We start from the raw sequence: 18,078 nt of genomic DNA, 5'->3' as shown, positions 1-18,078 counted from the left end.
GATATCATGCGCTGGGAGGGGTATAGCCTTCGATGTGGACTTCTTTACCCTCGAACAGGAATTTAATCATCTCTTGTTCCAGCAGTTTGCGGTGCTCCACGTTCATCATGTTGAGCTTTTTTTCGTTGATCAGCATGGTTTGTTTGGTCTGCCATTGCGCCCACGCCTCTTTTGAAATTTCCTGATAGATGCGTTTGCCCAGTTCTCCCGGATAAAGCTGAAAATCCTGCCCTTCGGCTTCACGTTGTAAATAAGTACAAAAAATGCTTCTGCTCATGCTGATTCCTCTTGAATAACGCGTGCTGGTCAGATCAAACTGCCGCCGGAGTGTAGCGTTAACATACGTAATAGTCGTTCCACCGGTGCAGCCAGCCCAACGGCGGGCGGTTGCGCCAAGTTATACCAGAGACCGGCCTTTTCCTCCATGCAAGCATCGTGCAAAGCGTGAGGAATGTCAGTGGGTAATGCGAGCCAGAGCGGAACAATATCCAGATGGAAATGGCTAAAGGTGTGGCGAAATGACACCAATTGCTGCACGTCTGTGATTTTCAGACCGCGTTGTTGCAGCCAAGGTTCCACATCATCATGAGTGTTGAACTGTGGAAAGCAAAACAAGCCTCCCCATAGCCCGGTCGCAGGCCGCTGTTGCAGCCATACTTCATCGCCCCGTTGCAGTAATAGGAACCAGGCGCTTTTTTCCGGTAACGTCTGCTTCGGTTTTTTACCCGGATAGCGGGCCCAACTGTGGTTAGCATAAGCGATGCAACCATTGCTCAGCGGACAAAGTTCGCATTTGGGGCGGCTGCGGGTGCACACCATCGCGCCTAAATCCATCATCGCCTGATTGAACTGGCTAACGCCCTGCGCGGGCGTAACCTGCTCGCTATGGGTCCAGAGCTGGTGCTCAACCTCTTTCTTACCCGGCCAACCGGCTACCGCGTAGCAGCGTGCCAGCACGCGTTTAACATTGCCATCAAGAATCGGGTGATGCTGACCAAGAGAAAGGGACAGCACTGCGCCTGCGGTGGAACGCCCAACCCCCGGCAGTGCACAGACGGCGTCCAACGTGGTTGGAAACGCCCCGCCATGCTGCTCCATGATGGTTTGCGCGGCTTTGTGCAGGTTGCGCGCACGCGCGTAATAACCCAGCCCGGTCCACAGGTGCAGTACCTCATCCAAGGGGGCGGCGGCAAGGGTGCGCACATCGGGAAAGCGTGCAATAAAACGTTGAAAATAGGGAATGACCGTGGTGACCTGCGTCTGTTGCAACATGATCTCGGAGAGCCATACGGTATAAGGCGTTTTCTCTTGTTGCCACGGCAGTGTCTTGCGGCCATAGCGCTCATACCATGCCAACACCTGCTGCGCGAACGGCTGCGCTTGCATCATAAAAAAGCCACTCTCTTGCCGGGTGAAAAGTCTGACAGCGATTCCAGCACAGAGTGAATGTGCTGTAAACCGGAACTTTCCGAGGTATCCCCCTTGCTAAACCGCGGTATCCTTGCATAATGCGCCTTTCTTTGGGCGAATTTGAACAGGCCATCGGCACACGTTTTCTATGATCAATAACGTCATTTCACCGGAATTTGATGAGGATGGGCGTCCGCTGCGCCGTATTCGCAGTTTTGTGCGCCGTCAGGGGCGTTTAACCAATGGGCAGCAGCAGGCGCTGGATAACTACTGGCCCGTTATGGGTGTAGAGTATCAGGCACAGGCGCTCGATTTTACTGCACTTTTCGGTCGTGAAGCGCCGACGGTATTGGAAATCGGGTTTGGCATGGGGGCATCGCTGGTCACCATGGCAGAGCAACACCCTGAGCAAAATTTTTTAGGGATCGAGGTACATCTTCCCGGCGTCGGAGCCTGCTTGGCGGCGGCGCAGGAAGCTAACCTGAGCAATCTGCGCGTTATGTGTCATGACGCGGTTGAAGTGCTGGAGCAGATGATCCCCGATGGGGCACTGACCATGGTTCAGCTCTTTTTCCCTGATCCTTGGCATAAAGCGCGCCATAATAAACGTCGTATTGTACAAAAAGCCTTTGCGGAGCGGGTGCTGCGCAAGCTGGCGAAGGGGGGCGTGTTTCATATGGCGACAGACTGGGAGCCCTATGCGGAACATATGCTTGAGGTCATGCGTGATGTGGCGGGATACCGTAATCTCTCTGCCACACAGGACTACGTTCCTCGCCCCTCGTCTCGCCCGTTAACCAAGTTCGAAGCGCGCGGCCAGCGGTTAGGCCACGGAGTGTGGGATCTTATGTTTGAGAGGATAGAATAATGGCACAACAACGCAGTCGTCGTTTGCGTAAAAAGTTACACATTGAGGAGTTTCAGGAACTGGGCTTTTCGGTGAGCTGGCGTTTCGCTGAGGGCACGTCGGTAGAGACTATCGATGCCACCCTGGATAAGTTTGTTGACGATGTGATTGATCCGGCGGGCCTGGCATTTGAAGGCAGCGGTTATCTGCACTGGGAAGGGTTGATCTGCTTGCAGAAGACCGGCCATTGCACCGATGCGCACCGTGAGCTGGTTGCTGCCTGGCTGAAAGCACAGCAGTTGCAAGACGTTAAAGTTAGCGAACTGTTCGATATCTGGTGGGAACTGCCGGAAAATCTGCTCTCCTGATTCTGTTTTTATAGGAAGACGACATGTTGCGATCGGTAATGCTCTCTCTGCTGGCGTTGTTGTCCTGGCAGGCACAGGCGGCGTATCAATGTGAAGTGAATCCGCAGGATGACATCTTCATTACACCGCAACAGGTGCAGGTGGTTGGTGCAAGTGGCAATCTGGTGATTTCGCCGCAGGGCGATGTCACGCGCAACCAGACGGTGTTAACGCTTACTGCGCCACAGCGTCAGCAGGCGAAAGCGTATCAAGCGGATTTGCGTCAGCAACTGCCGTGGATTGAGCAGGGTGCACAGGCGCATCTGGAAAAAGCGCGTATAGCGCTGGACGGCGTCATTGCTAAGGAACTGGGGAGTGACAGCAATGTGCGTACCCGGCTAACCACGCTGGATACCCAGCTCAAGCAGCAGATGGCGCGCATTCTCGAGCCGCGTAGCGATGGCATTGCGTTTCATCACCAGGCGGTCAAACAGGTGGAGCAGGATGGCCGCCAACTGGTTCAGCAGGCCCTTGGCGGCGTGTTGCAAGACAGCCTGAACGAGATGGGCGTAAAGCAGCTTTCCAGCGGAGGCAATCCGTTGCAGGCAATGATGGGTAACCTTGGTAACCTGCAACAAGCGATTCAAACCGAGTGGAACAGCCAGGAACTCACGTTCCAGCGTTTTGGCAAGGATGTATGCCAGCGGGTTATTGCACTGGAAAACCAGCGTAAGCAGTTGCTTAAATCCCTGCCGTAATCGTATCTACAGCGCCACTCTGATGAAAACAGGTATTTCGTCAGAGTGGCTTTTTTTATGCCCCCACGTCATCCCCTGCGCTTGGCAAGTCATATAGCCGATTTGTGAAAGCTAGTTATGGTTATACATATATCATGCTTTTACTCGATTCTATTTCTTTCATGCCGTTGTAAAGATAAAGAAGAATAAATGTGAAGTCGTAAGCGGAAGATCTTCAACGGACATTTGCGTTTACAACTTCTCACTTTTGCCTATGCAATACGAAGCGTTATGGATATATATTATTTTACAAAGGATTTAACATGACCTTCACCGAACTGTTGCAGGCAATTTCTGCCGATATGCATGTAGATATTAATAAAGCTGTTGATAGCGGAGGCTGTGCTATTCGCTTTGAGAATAATGTTGAGCTGAATATTGAGTATCATAATGACGAGGCCTATCTTTTTTCACCCGTCATGCGTACGGCAGATATTCTCTCTGATGATTTTTTCGCATCGCTGTTACAAATTCATTTATTCGGGGTCGCAACCGAGCGTTGCTGGTTTGGTTTTGATGCCAGCGGTAATCAGGTCATTCTGTTTCATCTGCTCACGTTAGACAATATGGATGCCGAGACTGCGATAAAACGTATCGACACACTCATTACGCAAGTTCACTATTGGCAAGAGCATTTGCCCAAGATTGTCAATCGTGCTTCACGGCCTTCAATTGCGCAAACCACTATCAGCAGAAACAGGTATCAACGTACATGATGAAGATTTCCGATGGCATGAAACTGGCTGCCCGTACGCTAACCTATAAAGCGATGGACAGCAGCAAAGTCGTTAATACGCTGGTCAACCGTATCACTTTTGGCTCGGTTACCCGTGATACATTGGCGAAGAATATCCTGTCCGGTACGGTTAACCTTGCACAGCAATACGCCTGTGACCAAAAATTGCTGGGTGAGCGAAGCGCTGAAATTGTCAGCCTTGGCAGAAGCGTATTGTTTGATAATACGATGGCGCAGGTAAAAGAGGGGGCCGGTCCCTTGGTCTCTTTGCTGATGGAATACAATGGCAATAATTCGTGTTCCACCTTCCTGGCGAGTAAAATTGCCGGGCATTTTCTGCCTGATATGTTACAAGACCATGCGCTGGAGCGCATTTTGTGCGTCTGGTCAAAGCAGGAATCAGGCTCACAGGTGATGAAACTGGCAATAGAAAATGCCCTCACCGGTGTTCATGGTGGAAAAATGATTGCCGCGACATTTATGTCGGTATTGAAACGCACAATTTTGGATAAAGCAGAATATCAAAGTAATACGGCATTGCACCGTATTGCGGCAAAAGAGTTGCAGCGGCATTATACGCAAAGCAAAGACGTTGTCCCAGAAATGTCACTGTGCTCAGTAATTTCATCTGTAACCGCAGAAACCTATAACCATGTTTCATCCCTGTGTTTGCAATCAGAAGTGATGCGGAATGTTTTGCAATTGCCGGCCAAAATAAAAGAAGTATTTAATGAATTCAGCACATGGTTACCAACGGGGACTGCCAATGGAGACAAAAAAACCGTCTCCGATCTTGTTGAACTTGCCATTCTTGCTCATAAAACACAACAACCTGAACAAGTTGATGAGATGTTCAAGATGATTGCTGAACTGCCCAAAGAGGTTCGCAGTGAATTCCAAAATAAATATGAGCAACTAAAACCATTATTAGAAAAGATGCCGATGTCTACCATTGCAATGGGTCACAACTGGCTTAATGAGCTTGACTCCGTTTCCTTCGAACATCATGGTAAATATGCAGTTTCCCCCGAACTGACGAATTTTATGAAAAACGGTTTCTCTTTGCCAGTGAAACACCCTGAGGAAGCGGGGGCTTATTTCGCTGGCGGTTCGTTTATCAATGAATTGCGGCAGGGAATGGCTCTCCATGTTGATAATAGCCATAAAAGCTATGGTCAAAGAGCGGTTGATGTAGGGGGCAATCTGTTTGTTATTATCAAAGACATGTTCGCGTTACCTGAGGATCTGTCTGAAGGGCAAAAGCGTCAGGTCGGACAGCTTTCTGACATGGTCAATCACCATCCTATGAGCCTATTGGCGTTGACGCACCATATTGCGCCAAAAAATGTTCTGAATAACGTAGGTAATAAGGTACTTAATCAGCTCAATCACCAGTCTGGCGACGTAATTTTTACCGATAATCGATGGATGAAACTGGGGCCGCCTGAAACAAAGGTTACCGTGAGCAAGAGCAACGGTGTTGATATTGCAACCCAGATAGTCTGGCCGGTGGAGCAACTGGGATCGTCGCGGGATGCCATGCAGCCCTTATCGAGTGGTTCCAGCACGGTGTCCACCACGGTTAACAGTCATCTGACGTTCAATGAGCAAGGCTTGAAAAACAAGAGCGTGACCATTTCAGACATCAATGTCGATTTGGCTGAAAAATTAACCTTTAGCCAGCCGCTGGAAACCTATACGGCAAGCGCGCCGAAATGGCTGAATCTTGATCCGCAGCGAGGATAGCTATTCCCATTGCTCGGTGGGGCTTCCAGTTGCTAATTGTTCAATGGGCGTAAAGCGTTTTAAGCCAGGGGCGCATATGCCCCTGGGCTGAAGCTATCAACAGTCCACCTTCGGCAGCACACTGACGTCAATGCGATAACCATCACCGCGTCAATCTCCCTTCCCCTGCAAACTCATCGACTCAACCCAATCATTTCGTGACTAATATATTAAAAAAAATTAACTATAATTAATGTGTGTATAAATGGTTTTTTTAATTAATTGATTTTAATCAATATTTAGAGGTGAGCATGAAAGAGGATACGCATCATGAGTCGGGAAATCATAAAAAAAGTGAACCTGATAAGACTGTGTCATCGCACCGTCATGCTGAGATTGGGCAAGAAGCGTCTTTGAAACTCTCTGGAAGCACCCATCCACCGGGTGCTGCGCCCATGTCCCCTGGAATTGAAAAATCGCCTGAAATTAGCAATGACAAATTGCGCCAGTTAGAAAAATCAAAAGACGTCCCAGCGGGTGAAGCGTTAACCACCAACCAGGGGATCAAAATTGCGGACAACCAAAACTCACTGAGCGTGGGGGAAAGAGGTGCAATCCTGCTCGAAGATTTTATGCTGCGAGAAAAAATTACGCACTTCGATCATGAGCGGATTCCTGAACGAGTGGTGCATGCGCGGGGGGCGGCGGTGCACGGTTTTTTTCAGGTTTATAAGCCGCTGACACATTTGACCAAGGCAGGGTTTTTGCAACAGCCTGATATTGAAACGCCTGTGTTTGTGCGTTTTTCCACGGTTCAGGGATCGCGAGGATCGGCCGATACGGTCAGGGACATTCGTGGTTGGGCAACGAAATTTTATACCCATGAGGGCAACTTTGATTTGGTCGGCAATAACACGCCTGTGTTCTTCATTCAGGATGCTATCAAGTTTCCCGATCTGGTCCACGCGGTAAAGCCTGAGCCACATAATGAGATCCCACAAGGTCAAAGTGCGCACGATACTTTCTGGGATTTTGTCTCGCTCCAACCCGAGACGTTGCACAATGTGATGTGGGCGATGTCAGATCGCGGGATCCCTCGCAGTTACCGCATGATGGAGGGATTTGGGATCCACACATTCAAGATGATTAATGCTGAAGGGCAATGCCACTTTGTGCGTTTTCATTGGAAACCGCTCTATGGCGTTGCCTCCTTGTTGTGGGATGAGGCACAGCTGATTACAGGCCGGGACCCTGATTTCCATCGGCGCGAGTTATGGGAAGCGATTGAGGCAGGGGATTACCCTGAATATGAACTGGGTTTACAAATCATTCCTATGCAGGATGAGCATCGCTTTGATTTTGACATTCTCGAGCCCACTAAACTGATACCGGAATCACTCGTTCCCGTGCAGCGGGTCGGGAAAATGACGCTTAACCGCAATCCGGACAACTATTTCTGCGAGACCGAACAGGTCGCATTTTGCCCGGCAAACCTGGTTCCCGGATTGGATTTTTCTGACGATCCCTTGCTACAGGGTCGGCCGTTTTCCTATTTGGATACGCAAATCAGCCGGTTGGGTGGCCCTAATTTCCATGAAATCCCCATCAACAAACCACTTTGTCCATTCCACAATCACCAACGCGACGGCCAGCACAGAATGAGCGTTTCTGGTGCCGCCAATTATGAACCTAACTCTATTGATAATAATTGGCCAAGAGAAACACCGCCCGGCGCGCGTGAGGGCGGCGGTTCCACCTTCAAACAGCCAGTAAACGGTGAAAAAATCCGCCAGAGAAGCGGCTCTTTTTCTGACCATTACTCGCAGCCGCGCCTGTTTTGGTTGAGCCAAACGGACTATGAGCAGGCCCATATTGTCGATGGATTCAGCTTTGAACTGGGCAAAGTTCAGCGACCGTGGATCCGCAAACGCGTTGTTGATCAACTGTGCTACATCGATAAAGATCTGGCAAAACGGGTTGCGCAGCAAGTGGGCATCTCGATCTCACCCGCACAGCTTGCCTATCCGCTCCCTAATCCTGTCAATGGGCTAACGGTAGAACCCTCGCTCAGTATTTATGGCGAAAATGCGCGTGAGGTTGCTGTGGACTATCGCATCAAATCGCGTCAGGTGGCTCTGTTGGTGGCTGACGGCGTCTGTGGAGAGGCTGTTATCCGCATGATCCGTCGCCTTGAGCAACAAGGGGTCCACGCTAAAATATTGGCCCCCAGCGTTGGGGAAATTACCACGTTGCAAGGTCTTAACCTTGAAGTGAATGATTCGTTTGAGGGGAATACCTCAGTGCTGTTCGACGCAGCGATTGTTCCAACCGGAAAAGAGTCTGTAGCAACGTTGATGCAAAACGGTGCTGCCAAATATTTTCTTATACAGAGCTTCAAACACCTCAAAGGGATTGGCCTGCAAGGTGAAGCGTCAGCGCTTTATTCCGCATTGTCTCTGCCTGCTCCCGATGAAGGCGTTATCGTCAATAACACTCCACAACACCTGGTGGATGAACTTACCGCCGTTATGAAACAACACCGAGTGTGGTCGCGGGAGAAAGTCGCCGCGACGATTGCTGGTTAACGTTGATAAACTCACCAAACAGGAGTCGATTATGCAGCACGACCAACTTCATTATTCCATGCCACCCTATCCGCAACAACGCCAGCCTGAGCCCGGTCTGGCGGGAAAAATGTCGCCTCGACCCGATCATGGTGAAACCAGTTACCAGGGGAGCGGTCGCCTGGCGGGGAGCAAAGCGCTGATTACCGGGGGGGACTCCGGTATCGGCAGAGCGGTTGCTATTGCTTTTGCCCGCGAAGGTGCCGATGTCGTGATTAATTATCTTCCCGATGAACAGCAAGATGCCGATGAAGTGATTGCACTTATTCGAGATGCGGGTCAGAAAGGCTACGGTATTGCCGGCGATCTGCGCGATGAGGCGTTCTGTCAGTTACTGATTGAGGAGGCCCATCGTTGCCTGGGGGGGTTGGATATTCTGATCAATAATGCCGGAAAACAACAGTTCGTTGAATCCATCCTCGATCTCTCGACTGAGCAGTTTGATGCCACGTTTAAAACCAATGTATATGCCATGTTTTGGCTCTCGAAATATGCGCTCAATGTCATGGAACCGGGCGCATCAATTATCACTACCGCATCGGTACAAGCGTATGCGCCTTCTGCTGGGCTGCTTGATTATGCACAGACTAAAGCCTGTAACGTGGCGTTCACCAAGGCGTTGGCCAAACAGTTAGGGCCCAAAGGCATTCGTGTTAATGCCGTTGCCCCCGGTCCCTATTGGACACCACTGCAAGTTTGCGGCGGCCAACCTCAAGAGTCGCTGCCTCACTTTGGTGCGGACAGCCCACTGGGAAGGGCTGGACAGCCGGCAGAGATCGCTCCGCTTTACGTTACTCTGGCGTCGAAAGCCTGTAGCTACACGTCGGGGCAAGTATGGTGTTCGGACGGTGGCACCGGGACACTTTAGGTGGGAACAAGGCAAAAAAAGGCCCAGCATGCTGGGCCTTGATCGGTATTTAAGCCGCACATCACGGTGCCGGGATGGTAAAACGGCGATGAATCTCTTCCAACTCAGTCAACAATTCAGGATTTAATTGCACATCGAGGCTGGCAAGGTTGGTGTCGAGTTGTTCAAGTGTGGTTGCACCCAGGATAGTACTGGCGACAAACGGTTGCTGACGCACGAACGCCAATGCCATTTGCGCCGGATCCAGCCCGTGACGCTGCGCAAGGGCTACATACTCGGCAATGGCTTGCTGGGTGTGTGGTGCGCTATAACGCACAAAGCGGCTGAACAATGTGTTGCGCGCTCCGGCTGGCTGAGCGCCATTCAAATATTTCCCGGTTAACGTACCAAAAGCGAGAGGCGAATAGGCCAACAATTCCACCCCTTCGTGCTGGCTGATTTCAGCCAAACCTACTTCGAAACTGCGGTTAAGCAGGCTGTACGGGTTCTGGATGGAGACGATGCGCGGCAGGTTGTGTTTTTCAGCCAGTTGCAGATAGCGCATCACACCCCAGGGTGTTTCATTCGAGACCCCGATATAGCGGATTTTGCCAGCACGCACCTGCTCTTCGAGGGCTTCCAGCGTTTCCAGCAGTGTTACCGTCGCTTTGTCATCGGTGTATTGATAGTTCAGTTTGCCAAAGCAGTTCGTCTGTCGCTGCGGCCAGTGCACTTGATAAAGATCGAGGTAGTCTGTGTTGAGGCGCGTGAGGCTGGCGTCCAGCGCGGCACGGATGTTTTTACGATCCAATACCTGCTGCGGACGAATACCAACGTCGCTGCCACGGCTTGGGCCGGCGACTTTACTTGCCAAAATCAGTTTTTCTCTGCCGCCACGCGAGGCCAACCATGAGCCAATATAGCGTTCCGTGAGACCCTGTGTTTCTGGTCGCGGTGGCACAGGGTACATTTCTGCGGTGTCAATCAGGTTAACGCCGGCTGCCACTGCGCGATCGAGCTGCGCGTGCGCCTCCGCTTCACTGTTTTGTTCACCAAACGTCATGGTGCCCAGACTGAGCACGCTGACTTCTAAAGCACTATGGGGAATACGGTGATAGAGCATTGCCAGCTTCCTTAATGTCTGAAAATCCCGGCGTCCTCATCCCTTAGGTAAAGGGAAAAACCAGCGCCTGTTTCTGACTATAACCAAGCAATGCTATGGGGGGAAGCACCTTTAATGGCTTCATGGTGTGAAAAAAAAAACAAAAAAGCCAGGCGAGAGCAGTCGTTAACGCTGAACAATCTGGGAGACAATTTCATTATTGATCTGTCGCCACTGCCCATCTTCATCAAGATAACTGAGCAGGCCGGTATCTTTATCCAACGCCGGCTTGTTTTTTGTCAGCAGCATCTGCCCCTCTTTGGTCGCAATCACATAGTTGCTGCTACACCCACTCACCAACAAGGCAAAAAAGCATAACGCGATGGCTTTGTGTCGAATCGTCATCAAGTAATCCACTCAAATAGTAAAAAAATGGGCGATGGTTCTTTTTAGGACCTAATCTCTATCAAAAAACATGAATATACAAGATGAGTCTAGCAAAGCGGGAAAAAGAAGAATGTAGGAATAATGGAAATAATCAGTGATTCACCCGAAAAGGGGAGCGCGGGCAGCCAAGGCTACCCGCTGGGGAATTACTCTGCGTTTGTCGCTTTTTTGCTGCGCATCAGATTCAGCGCTTCAACCGACATTGAGAAGAACATCGCGAAATAGATATAGCCTTTGGGAACGTGAACATCGACGCTTTCCAGAATCAGCGTAAATCCCACCAGAATCAGGAAAGAGAGTGCCAGCATTTTCACCGATGGATGACGATCGACAAACTCACCGATGGCGCGGGCTGAAAACATCATCACCCCTACGGCAATCACCACGGCGGCCATCATGATAAACAGATGGTCGGAAAGGCCGACGGCGGTAATGACGGAGTCGAGGCTGAAGATGATATCTAACAACATGATCTGCACAATAGCCCCGAAAAAGGAATGCACCTGGCTGGAATGTGCCTCTGAACCGCCTTCGATCGTCTCATGAACTTCGCGACTGGATTTCCAGATCAGGAACAAGCCGCCGAAAAACAGGATCAGATCGCGCACGGAAATTTCATTATCCATCAGCGTAAACAGCGGGTTGGTCAGACGAATCACCCAGGCGATCGAGGCGAGCAGGCCAAGACGCATCAGCATGGCACCCAGAAGGCCGATACGGCGCGCTTTATTTTGTTGGGCTTTGGGTAACTTGGCGACAACCAGAGAAAGGAAGATGATGTTGTCGATACCTAGTACGATCTCCAAAATGGTCAGCGTGCCGAGCGCCAGCCATGCATTCGGATCAACAATCCAATCAAAAATTATATCAATCAAACCTAAACGAAATGTAAACGCAGATTATACGCTTTACATTCGGTTTTCTGGCAAGAAAAAACGATACGCATTATCTCTGGCATTTAAAGATGAAAATGGCGCGCTAACAACGGGCCGGTAAAGGTCTTCTTCAAATAGAAACCGCGCGGCAAGGTCATGATGGGCTGACCAAACTCGCCGATTGCTTGCGTCAGCGCCTTACTGTTGGCCCCTTTGGGGCGTAATTGTAGTACCTCGCCGTGACGCGCGGTGATGCTCTCCACCTTGCCGAGCACAATCAGGTCCATCAGTTCTTCCCAATCCCGCCGCAGCAGTTCCTCCTCCTCGGGAGAGGGGCTCCAGATAAGTGGCGTGCCGATATGGCGTTCGCCGAGAGGAATTTCACGCAATCCTTCCACCGGGATCCACAGTACCCGTGCCAACTTATGCCGCACATGGCTGCTCTCCCATGTCACACCGCTGTTGCCGGTTAGCGGTGCCACTGACACGAAGGTGGTTTCGAGCGGCCTGCCTCGATCGTCAATCGGAATGGTTTTTAGCTCTACGCCAATATCTGGAAAATCCTGTTCCGGTTTGCTGCCTGCGCTGGCACCGAGAAAGCGCTCAAGCAACACGCCTATCCACCCCTTGTCGCATTTGAGGTTGGCTGGCAGCGGCAGGTTTGCCCGTGCGGCAAGTTCTGCCAGCGTATAACCGGCAAGCGCTTGCGCGCGTTCAAGTAGCGTATGCTCATCGGCTGGTGGCGTTGCAATCGGGTTGGGCATATTCACCTATGAAAACAGGTCGTCAGATTGACTAAAAAAAGTACAGCATTCATCAGGTTTTTCAACAGGGCGGTGCCGTGCCAAAAAGAAAACAATAATAGCATGATTCATAGCGTGTTTTTTTATTTATCCCACCAAGGTATCACGTCGGTTTTATCGTTGTTCAAGGATAGACACCGACAATAAACAGGATCTTACACCAGGTTATCCACAGATTTTTGGGATAACCGGGATAAGTCCTCACTACTGGTTTGATTTACAGCCTTGACGTCACGATTTTTTGCGATTTTTGTTATTTTATTATGCGATTTTTGCGTCGTGGCTGTGGATAAAACCGTCGTGGAGCAATCTTTCACCACTCTGCCGTGCACCGGTTTTCTGCGCCGCTTAATTGCGGTGAATATGTCGTGGGTTAAATCGGTATTTTTTGAAAATAAAGGAAGATTTTTTGGATGGTGCGTTGTGGTTTCAACGATGGAGAAAATGTTTTCCGCATGCTTTCATTTGGTTCTGCACAGTGATATCCACAAAAATAGTGAATAAAAGCGCTATGCTTGATGCATGCTGTTTATAACTATTCCCCTTTCTGTGGGTTAGCGGCAGGTTATTCGTAGAATCAATGCTGTTAAGCAGGAGTTTACCGGGTGGCGGGAGTGTGAAACAATCAGGTCATCTTTGCATTGAAAGTTTTCGAGGTAGTCCGGTGATCGATGATGATGGCTACCGCCCTAACGTTGGTATTGTAATTTGCAATCGGCTTGGTGAAGTGCTCTGGGCGCGTCGTTATGGCCAGCACTCCTGGCAGTTCCCGCAAGGGGGCATCAACCCGGGGGAAAGCCCTGAACAGGCCATGTATCGCGAACTGTTTGAAGAAGTGGGACTCAGGAAAAAGGATGTCCGTATTCTGGCTTCAACCCGCAGCTGGTTACGTTACAAATTACCAAAACGTTTGGTGCGTTGGGATACAAAACCGGTTTGTATCGGTCAAAAGCAGAAGTGGTTTCTGCTACAGTTAATGTGCAACGAATCTGATATCAATATGCAAAGCAGCGGCACGCCGGAGTTTGACGGCTGGCGCTGGGTGAGTTACTGGTATCCTGTGCGTCAGGTGGTGTCGTTTAAACGCGACGTTTACCGTCGGGTGATGAAGGAATTTATCAGCCCGGTTATACAACTGCAAGAGAACGCCGCGGCGAGGGCGCCTTCGGTGCCTCGGCGCAAAAGAGGATAAGTCGCGCTCATCATGCTCACGCGTTTGCGAGAAATCGTTGAGAAAGTGGCGGCGGCATCGCGCTTAAATGATGCGCTGGATCTGTTGGTCAATGAGACCTGCCAGGCGATGGATACGGAAGTCTGTTCTATCTATCTGGCCGATCACGATCGCCAATGTTACTACCTGATGGCGACACGCGGTTTGAAAAAGCCGCGTGGTCGTCTTATCACGCTGGCTTTTGGTCAAGGAATTGTCGGATTAGTGGGGCAGCGTGCTGAACCCATCAACCTGGCCGATGCGCAAGCCCACCCCAGTTTTAAATTTATCCCTTCCGTTAAAGAGCAACACTTTCGTTCTTTCCTTGGCGTGCCCATTATTCATCGTCGACAACTGCTGGGTGTGTTGGTGGTGCAACAGCGCGAACATCGCCAGTTTGATAAGAATGAAGAGTCTTTCATGGTCACGCTGGCGAAGCAAATGGCCGCCATTCTCTCTCTGACGCAAATCAAGGCGCTGTTTGGTCAATATCGGCAAACACGGCTCAAAGCGCTGGTGGCATCGAGCGGCGTGGCGATTGCGCCAGGCTGGATGGACAGCAGCCAGCCTTCACTGGAATTGGTTTTCCCTGCTTCAAGCCTGGATAGCGAACGCGAGCGCTCGCGTCTGACGCAGGCGCTGGAAGAGGCCAACGCCGAATTCCGCCGTTTCAGTAAACGCTTCAGTGCCAGCGCGCAAAAAGAGAGTGCAGCGATTTTCGATCTTTATTCCCATTTGCTGAGCGACGCACGCCTCAAGCGCGAGCTATTTCAGGAAGTGGATGACGGGAATGTCGCCGAGTGGGCGGTAAAACTGGTGATCGAGCGTTTTGCTGCGCAGTTTGCTGTGCTTCAGGATGCCTATTTGCGCGAACGCGCCGGGGATTTCCGCGCGTTGGGCCAGCGTTTGTTGTTTCATCTTGATGACAGTGTGACCAGCAGCGAGCGCTGGCCGCCGCATTTTATTCTGGTGGCCGATGAACTGACGGCAACGCTGCTGGCGGATGTGCCGCAAGACCGATTGGCGGGTGTGGTCGTACACGACGGTGCCGCCAACTCACATGCGGCGATCATGGTGCGGGCGATGGGGATCCCCACCCTGATGGGCGCGGATATTCAGCCGGAGTTATTGCACCAGCGCACCTTGATCCTTGATGGTTATCGGGGTGAACTGCTGGTAGATCCCGAGCCGACGCTGTTGCAAGAATATCAACGCCTGTTGAGTGAAGATAATGCGCTGACGCGCCTGGCCGAAGACGATATGCAACGGCCTGCGGTGCTGAAAAGCGGAGAGCGCATGCAAGTGATGCTCAATGCCGGACTCAGCGCCGAACATGAGCAGCGTTTTATCAACCTGGTTGATGGCGTGGGGCTGTACCGCACCGAAGTGCCTTTCATGCTACAGAGCGGTTTTCCGTCTGAAGATGAACAGATGGCGCAGTACCAGGGCATGTTGCAGCTTTATCCTTCCCGCCCGGTGGTGTTGCGCACACTGGATATCGGTGCCGATAAACAGCTTCCCTATTTGCCGATCAGCGAAGAAAACCCCTGCTTGGGGTGGCGCGGTATTCGCGTTACGCTCGATCAACCGGAGATCTTCTTGATCCAGGTGCGGGCGATGCTGCGCGCGAATGCTGAAACCGGCAACCTGCGCATTTTGTTACCGATGGTCAGCAGTCTGGAGGAAGTGGACGAAGCGTGTCGGCTTATCGCTCAGGCCGCCGCTGAGGTACGGGAACTGGTGGGACATGCCTTGCCGGAACCGCGCATCGGGGTGATGATCGAAGTCCCGTCTATGCTGTTTTTGCTGCCGCATCTGGCCTCTCGTATCGATTTTGTCTCGGTAGGCACTAACGATCTGACCCAATATTTGCTGGCAGTGGATCGCAACAACCCGCACGTCGCATCACTTTATGACAGCCTGCACCCGTCCATGTTGCAGGCGTTGGCCGGTATTGCACGTGAATGCCAACGTCTTGATCTTGAAGTCTCTGTCTGTGGTGAAATGGCCGGCGAGGCGATGGGATCGCTGGTATTAACCGGGCTGGGCTATCGCACGTTCAGTATGAATGGTCGTAGCGTAGCGCGGGTAAAATACCTGCTGCGTCAATTGGTGCTGGCAGAGGTGCAAACGCTGACTCAACGCCTTTTGGCGGCGCGCAGCGCCAGCGAAGTGCGTCAGTGGATTGCGCTTTTCCTCGAAGAACGCGGTTTGGGCGGATTAGTCCGCGGTGGTCGCTGACAAAATGTGTCAACGGTAACATCCTATTTACATAACTTTTCCTGAGCTTGCACGCTGCGTAGTGGCTGCTGTGTGCTATCATGCGCAACCGCCGCCAGTGCGTAAGGTGTTAATGCCGAGAGTGCGCTGGCAAACAAGGTTTCCCCTTTTCCGACTTCCCATACCGTGGGATAAACAACGTCGTGAGATAAAACAAACAAGCATGTGGTGATCGATGACAACGAGTTACTTGGCGTTTCCTCAATTTGATCCGGTGATTTTCTCCCTTGGTCCCGTCTCTCTCCATTGGTATGGATTGATGTACCTGGTGGGATTTGTGTTTGCCATGTGGTTGGCTGTGCGCCGGGCGAATAAACCGGGCAGCGGCTGGACCAAAGAAGAAGTGGAAAACCTGCTCTACCTCGGGTTCCTCGGGGTGTTCGTGGGTGGCCGTCTGGGGTATGTCCTGTTCTATGCCTTCCCCTCGTTCATCAGTAACCCGCTTTACCTGTTCAAAGTGTGGGATGGCGGTATGTCATTCCACGGCGGTCTGGTTGGGGTGATTTGCGTTATGCTGTGGTTTGCCCATCGCACCAAGCGCCACTTCTTTCAGGTTGCCGATTTTATCGCACCGCTGATTCCTTTCGGGCTGGGTGCTGGGCGCTTGGGTAACTTTATCAACGGGGAGCTGTGGGGCCGCGTCACTACCGATACGCCATGGGCAATGCTGTTCCCAGGCGCACGCAGCGAAGATTTGATGCTGGCGGTCACCAACCCACAATGGCAGACAATTTTTAATCAGTACGGCATGTTACCGCGCCACCCGTCGCAGCTTTATCAGATGACGCTGGAAGGCATTGCGCTGTTTATCTTGTTAAACCTGTTTATTCGTAAACCGCGCCCGATGGGCAGCGTTTCCGGCTTGTTTTTGATTGGCTACGGTGTGTTCCGCATTATCACCGAATTTTTCCGCCAGCCGGACGCTCAGCTTGGCCTGTTCGGTAATTTCATCAGTATGGGGCAGATTCTGTCGCTGCCGATGGTGTTTGCCGGTATTCTGATGATGGTCTGGGCCTATCGCCGCAAGGCGTAAAAACAGCAATTGCTTGCCGTGAGCGGCCTCCTTGTTGACATCAGCGGGAGGCCACGCGGTAAATTCTTTAATCGTGTAGTGAGGGTGAAATGAAACAGTATCTGGAATTGATGCAGAAAGTGCTTGATGAGGGAACGCCGAAGGGAGACAGAACCGGCACCGGAACCTTATCGATTTTCGGCCATCAGATGCGTTTCAACCTGCAAGACGGCTTTCCACTGGTGACCACCAAGCGCTGCCATCTGCGCTCGATCATTCACGAACTGCTGTGGTTCCTCAACGGTGACACCAACGTTGGCTATCTGCATGACAATAAAGTTAGCATTTGGGATGAATGGGCCGATGAGAATGGCGATCTTGGGCCGGTATACGGCAAACAGTGGCGCGCCTGGGGGGCGGCGGATGGTCGGCAGATTGACCAGTTGCAAACCGTGCTGCAACAGTTAAAGCAGGACCCGAATTCACGCCGTATCATCGTTTCTGCCTGGAACGTGGGTGAATTAGAACAAATGGCGTTGGCACCCTGCCACGCATTTTTCCAGTTCTACGTGGCGGATGGCAAACTTTCCTGCCAGCTTTACCAACGCTCGTGTGATGTGTTCCTCGGCCTGCCGTTCAATATTGCCAGCTATGCACTGCTGGTGCATATGATGGCGCAGCAGTGTGACCTTGAAGTCGGCGACTTTGTCTGGACCGGTGGTGATACCCATCTGTACAACAACCATATGGAGCAGACGCATCTGCAACTGAGCCGTGAGCCAAAAGCGCTGCCGAAGTTGATCATTAAACGTCGTCCTGCCTCGCTGTTTGACTACCAGTTCGACGATTTCGAAATTGAAGGCTACGATCCGCATCCTGCCATTAAGGCACCGGTGGCGATTTAATCGGCGATTCTGCATTTCTGCTATCAAGGCTGCTTCGGCGGCCTTTTTTACCGGTTATTTTCACCTATAGTGCTTCAACCCGCATTTCTTTAACCCGCATTGTATCTGCCT

At 51.4% G+C, this 18,078-nt stretch carries 18 protein-coding genes; 12 read left to right on the top strand and 6 right to left on the bottom strand.

Features of this window, described 5'->3' with window-relative positions:
* Positions 1–4 precede the first annotated feature (4 nt).
* The gene (locus tag K6K13_RS19410) at positions 5–277 is read right to left on the bottom strand and encodes an oxidative damage protection protein (protein ID WP_222158445.1); all 273 of its coding nucleotides are present in this window, start codon (positions 275–277) and stop codon (positions 5–7) included.
* A gap of 29 nt (positions 278–306) precedes the next feature.
* Positions 307–1,389, bottom strand: coding sequence for an A/G-specific adenine glycosylase (mutY, locus tag K6K13_RS19405; RefSeq protein ID WP_222158444.1), 1,083 nt, complete (start codon positions 1,387–1,389; stop codon positions 307–309).
* A 169-nt stretch (positions 1,390–1,558) separates the two neighbouring features.
* Here mutY and trmB point away from each other — a divergent pair, with 169 nt between their 5' ends.
* The 7 genes from trmB to K6K13_RS19370 all read left to right on the top strand — a co-directional run bounded on the left by trmB (position 1,559) and on the right by K6K13_RS19370 (position 9,354).
* On the top strand, positions 1,559–2,278 hold the full coding sequence (gene trmB, locus K6K13_RS19400) for a tRNA (guanosine(46)-N7)-methyltransferase TrmB (RefSeq protein WP_222158443.1): 720 nt from the start codon (positions 1,559–1,561) through the stop codon (positions 2,276–2,278).
* Entirely contained in the window at positions 2,278–2,625 is a 348-nt protein-coding gene (locus tag K6K13_RS19395; RefSeq protein ID WP_222158442.1) for a YggL family protein, read from the top strand. Before trmB ends, K6K13_RS19395 begins: the two co-directional genes overlap by 1 nt.
* Before the next feature lie 23 nt (positions 2,626–2,648).
* Complete coding sequence (locus tag K6K13_RS19390; protein ID WP_222158441.1) at positions 2,649–3,362, top strand: YggN family protein; 714 nt, start codon at positions 2,649–2,651, stop codon at positions 3,360–3,362.
* A gap of 302 nt (positions 3,363–3,664) precedes the next feature.
* The gene (locus tag K6K13_RS19385) at positions 3,665–4,117 is read left to right on the top strand and encodes a type III secretion system chaperone (RefSeq protein ID WP_222158440.1); all 453 of its coding nucleotides are present in this window, start codon (positions 3,665–3,667) and stop codon (positions 4,115–4,117) included.
* Complete coding sequence (locus tag K6K13_RS19380) at positions 4,114–5,883, top strand: hypothetical protein (RefSeq protein ID WP_222158439.1); 1,770 nt, start codon at positions 4,114–4,116, stop codon at positions 5,881–5,883. The genes K6K13_RS19385 and K6K13_RS19380 overlap by 4 nt, the downstream gene beginning before the upstream one ends.
* A 290-nt stretch (positions 5,884–6,173) precedes the next feature.
* Positions 6,174–8,447, top strand: a complete 2,274-nt coding sequence (gene katE / locus K6K13_RS19375; protein ID WP_222158438.1) for a catalase HPII — start codon at positions 6,174–6,176, stop codon at positions 8,445–8,447.
* A gap of 31 nt (positions 8,448–8,478) precedes the next feature.
* The gene (locus tag K6K13_RS19370; RefSeq protein WP_222158437.1) at positions 8,479–9,354 is read left to right on the top strand and encodes an SDR family oxidoreductase; all 876 of its coding nucleotides are present in this window, start codon (positions 8,479–8,481) and stop codon (positions 9,352–9,354) included.
* Between the two features lie 61 nt (positions 9,355–9,415).
* On the opposite strand, the gene K6K13_RS19365 is transcribed toward K6K13_RS19370, so the two are convergent.
* The 4 genes from K6K13_RS19365 to mutH all read right to left on the bottom strand — a co-directional run bounded on the left by K6K13_RS19365 (position 9,416) and on the right by mutH (position 12,521).
* Entirely contained in the window at positions 9,416–10,456 is a 1,041-nt protein-coding gene (locus K6K13_RS19365; RefSeq protein ID WP_222158436.1) for an NADP(H)-dependent aldo-keto reductase, read from the bottom strand.
* Positions 10,457–10,621: 165 nt separating this feature from the next.
* Positions 10,622–10,840: a YgdI/YgdR family lipoprotein gene (locus K6K13_RS19360; protein ID WP_222158435.1), complete on the bottom strand. Its 219-nt coding sequence runs from the start codon at positions 10,838–10,840 to the stop codon at positions 10,622–10,624.
* A gap of 188 nt (positions 10,841–11,028) precedes the next feature.
* Positions 11,029–11,745, bottom strand: a complete 717-nt coding sequence (locus tag K6K13_RS19355) for a TerC family protein (protein WP_222161182.1) — start codon at positions 11,743–11,745, stop codon at positions 11,029–11,031.
* 95 nt (positions 11,746–11,840) lie between these two features.
* Positions 11,841–12,521, bottom strand: coding sequence for a DNA mismatch repair endonuclease MutH (gene mutH / locus K6K13_RS19350; RefSeq protein ID WP_222158434.1), 681 nt, complete (start codon positions 12,519–12,521; stop codon positions 11,841–11,843).
* 318 nt (positions 12,522–12,839) lie between these two features.
* Here mutH and K6K13_RS19345 point away from each other — a divergent pair, with 318 nt between their 5' ends.
* The 5 genes from K6K13_RS19345 to thyA all read left to right on the top strand — a co-directional run bounded on the left by K6K13_RS19345 (position 12,840) and on the right by thyA (position 17,967).
* The gene (locus K6K13_RS19345; protein ID WP_222158433.1) at positions 12,840–13,064 is read left to right on the top strand and encodes a hypothetical protein; all 225 of its coding nucleotides are present in this window, start codon (positions 12,840–12,842) and stop codon (positions 13,062–13,064) included.
* 160 nt (positions 13,065–13,224) lie between these two features.
* Positions 13,225–13,752, top strand: coding sequence for an RNA pyrophosphohydrolase (gene rppH, locus K6K13_RS19340; protein WP_195313845.1), 528 nt, complete (start codon positions 13,225–13,227; stop codon positions 13,750–13,752).
* 12 nt (positions 13,753–13,764) lie between these two features.
* On the top strand, positions 13,765–16,011 hold the full coding sequence (gene ptsP / locus K6K13_RS19335) for a phosphoenolpyruvate--protein phosphotransferase (RefSeq protein WP_222158432.1): 2,247 nt from the start codon (positions 13,765–13,767) through the stop codon (positions 16,009–16,011).
* A gap of 214 nt (positions 16,012–16,225) precedes the next feature.
* Entirely contained in the window at positions 16,226–17,083 is an 858-nt protein-coding gene (gene lgt / locus K6K13_RS19330) for a prolipoprotein diacylglyceryl transferase (protein ID WP_222158431.1), read from the top strand.
* 89 nt (positions 17,084–17,172) lie between these two features.
* Positions 17,173–17,967 (top strand): thymidylate synthase, encoded by a 795-nt coding sequence (thyA, locus tag K6K13_RS19325; RefSeq protein WP_222158430.1) that lies wholly within the window; start codon positions 17,173–17,175, stop codon positions 17,965–17,967.
* Positions 17,968–18,078: the final 111 nt, after the last annotated feature.

The organism is Symbiopectobacterium purcellii (assembly GCF_019797845.1).
In the GTDB taxonomy this organism is placed as follows: Bacteria; Pseudomonadota; Gammaproteobacteria; order Enterobacterales; family Enterobacteriaceae; genus Symbiopectobacterium; species Symbiopectobacterium purcellii.
The sequence above is the reverse complement of the archived record's forward strand: the minus strand, read 5'-3'. Positions and strand labels throughout refer to the sequence as shown.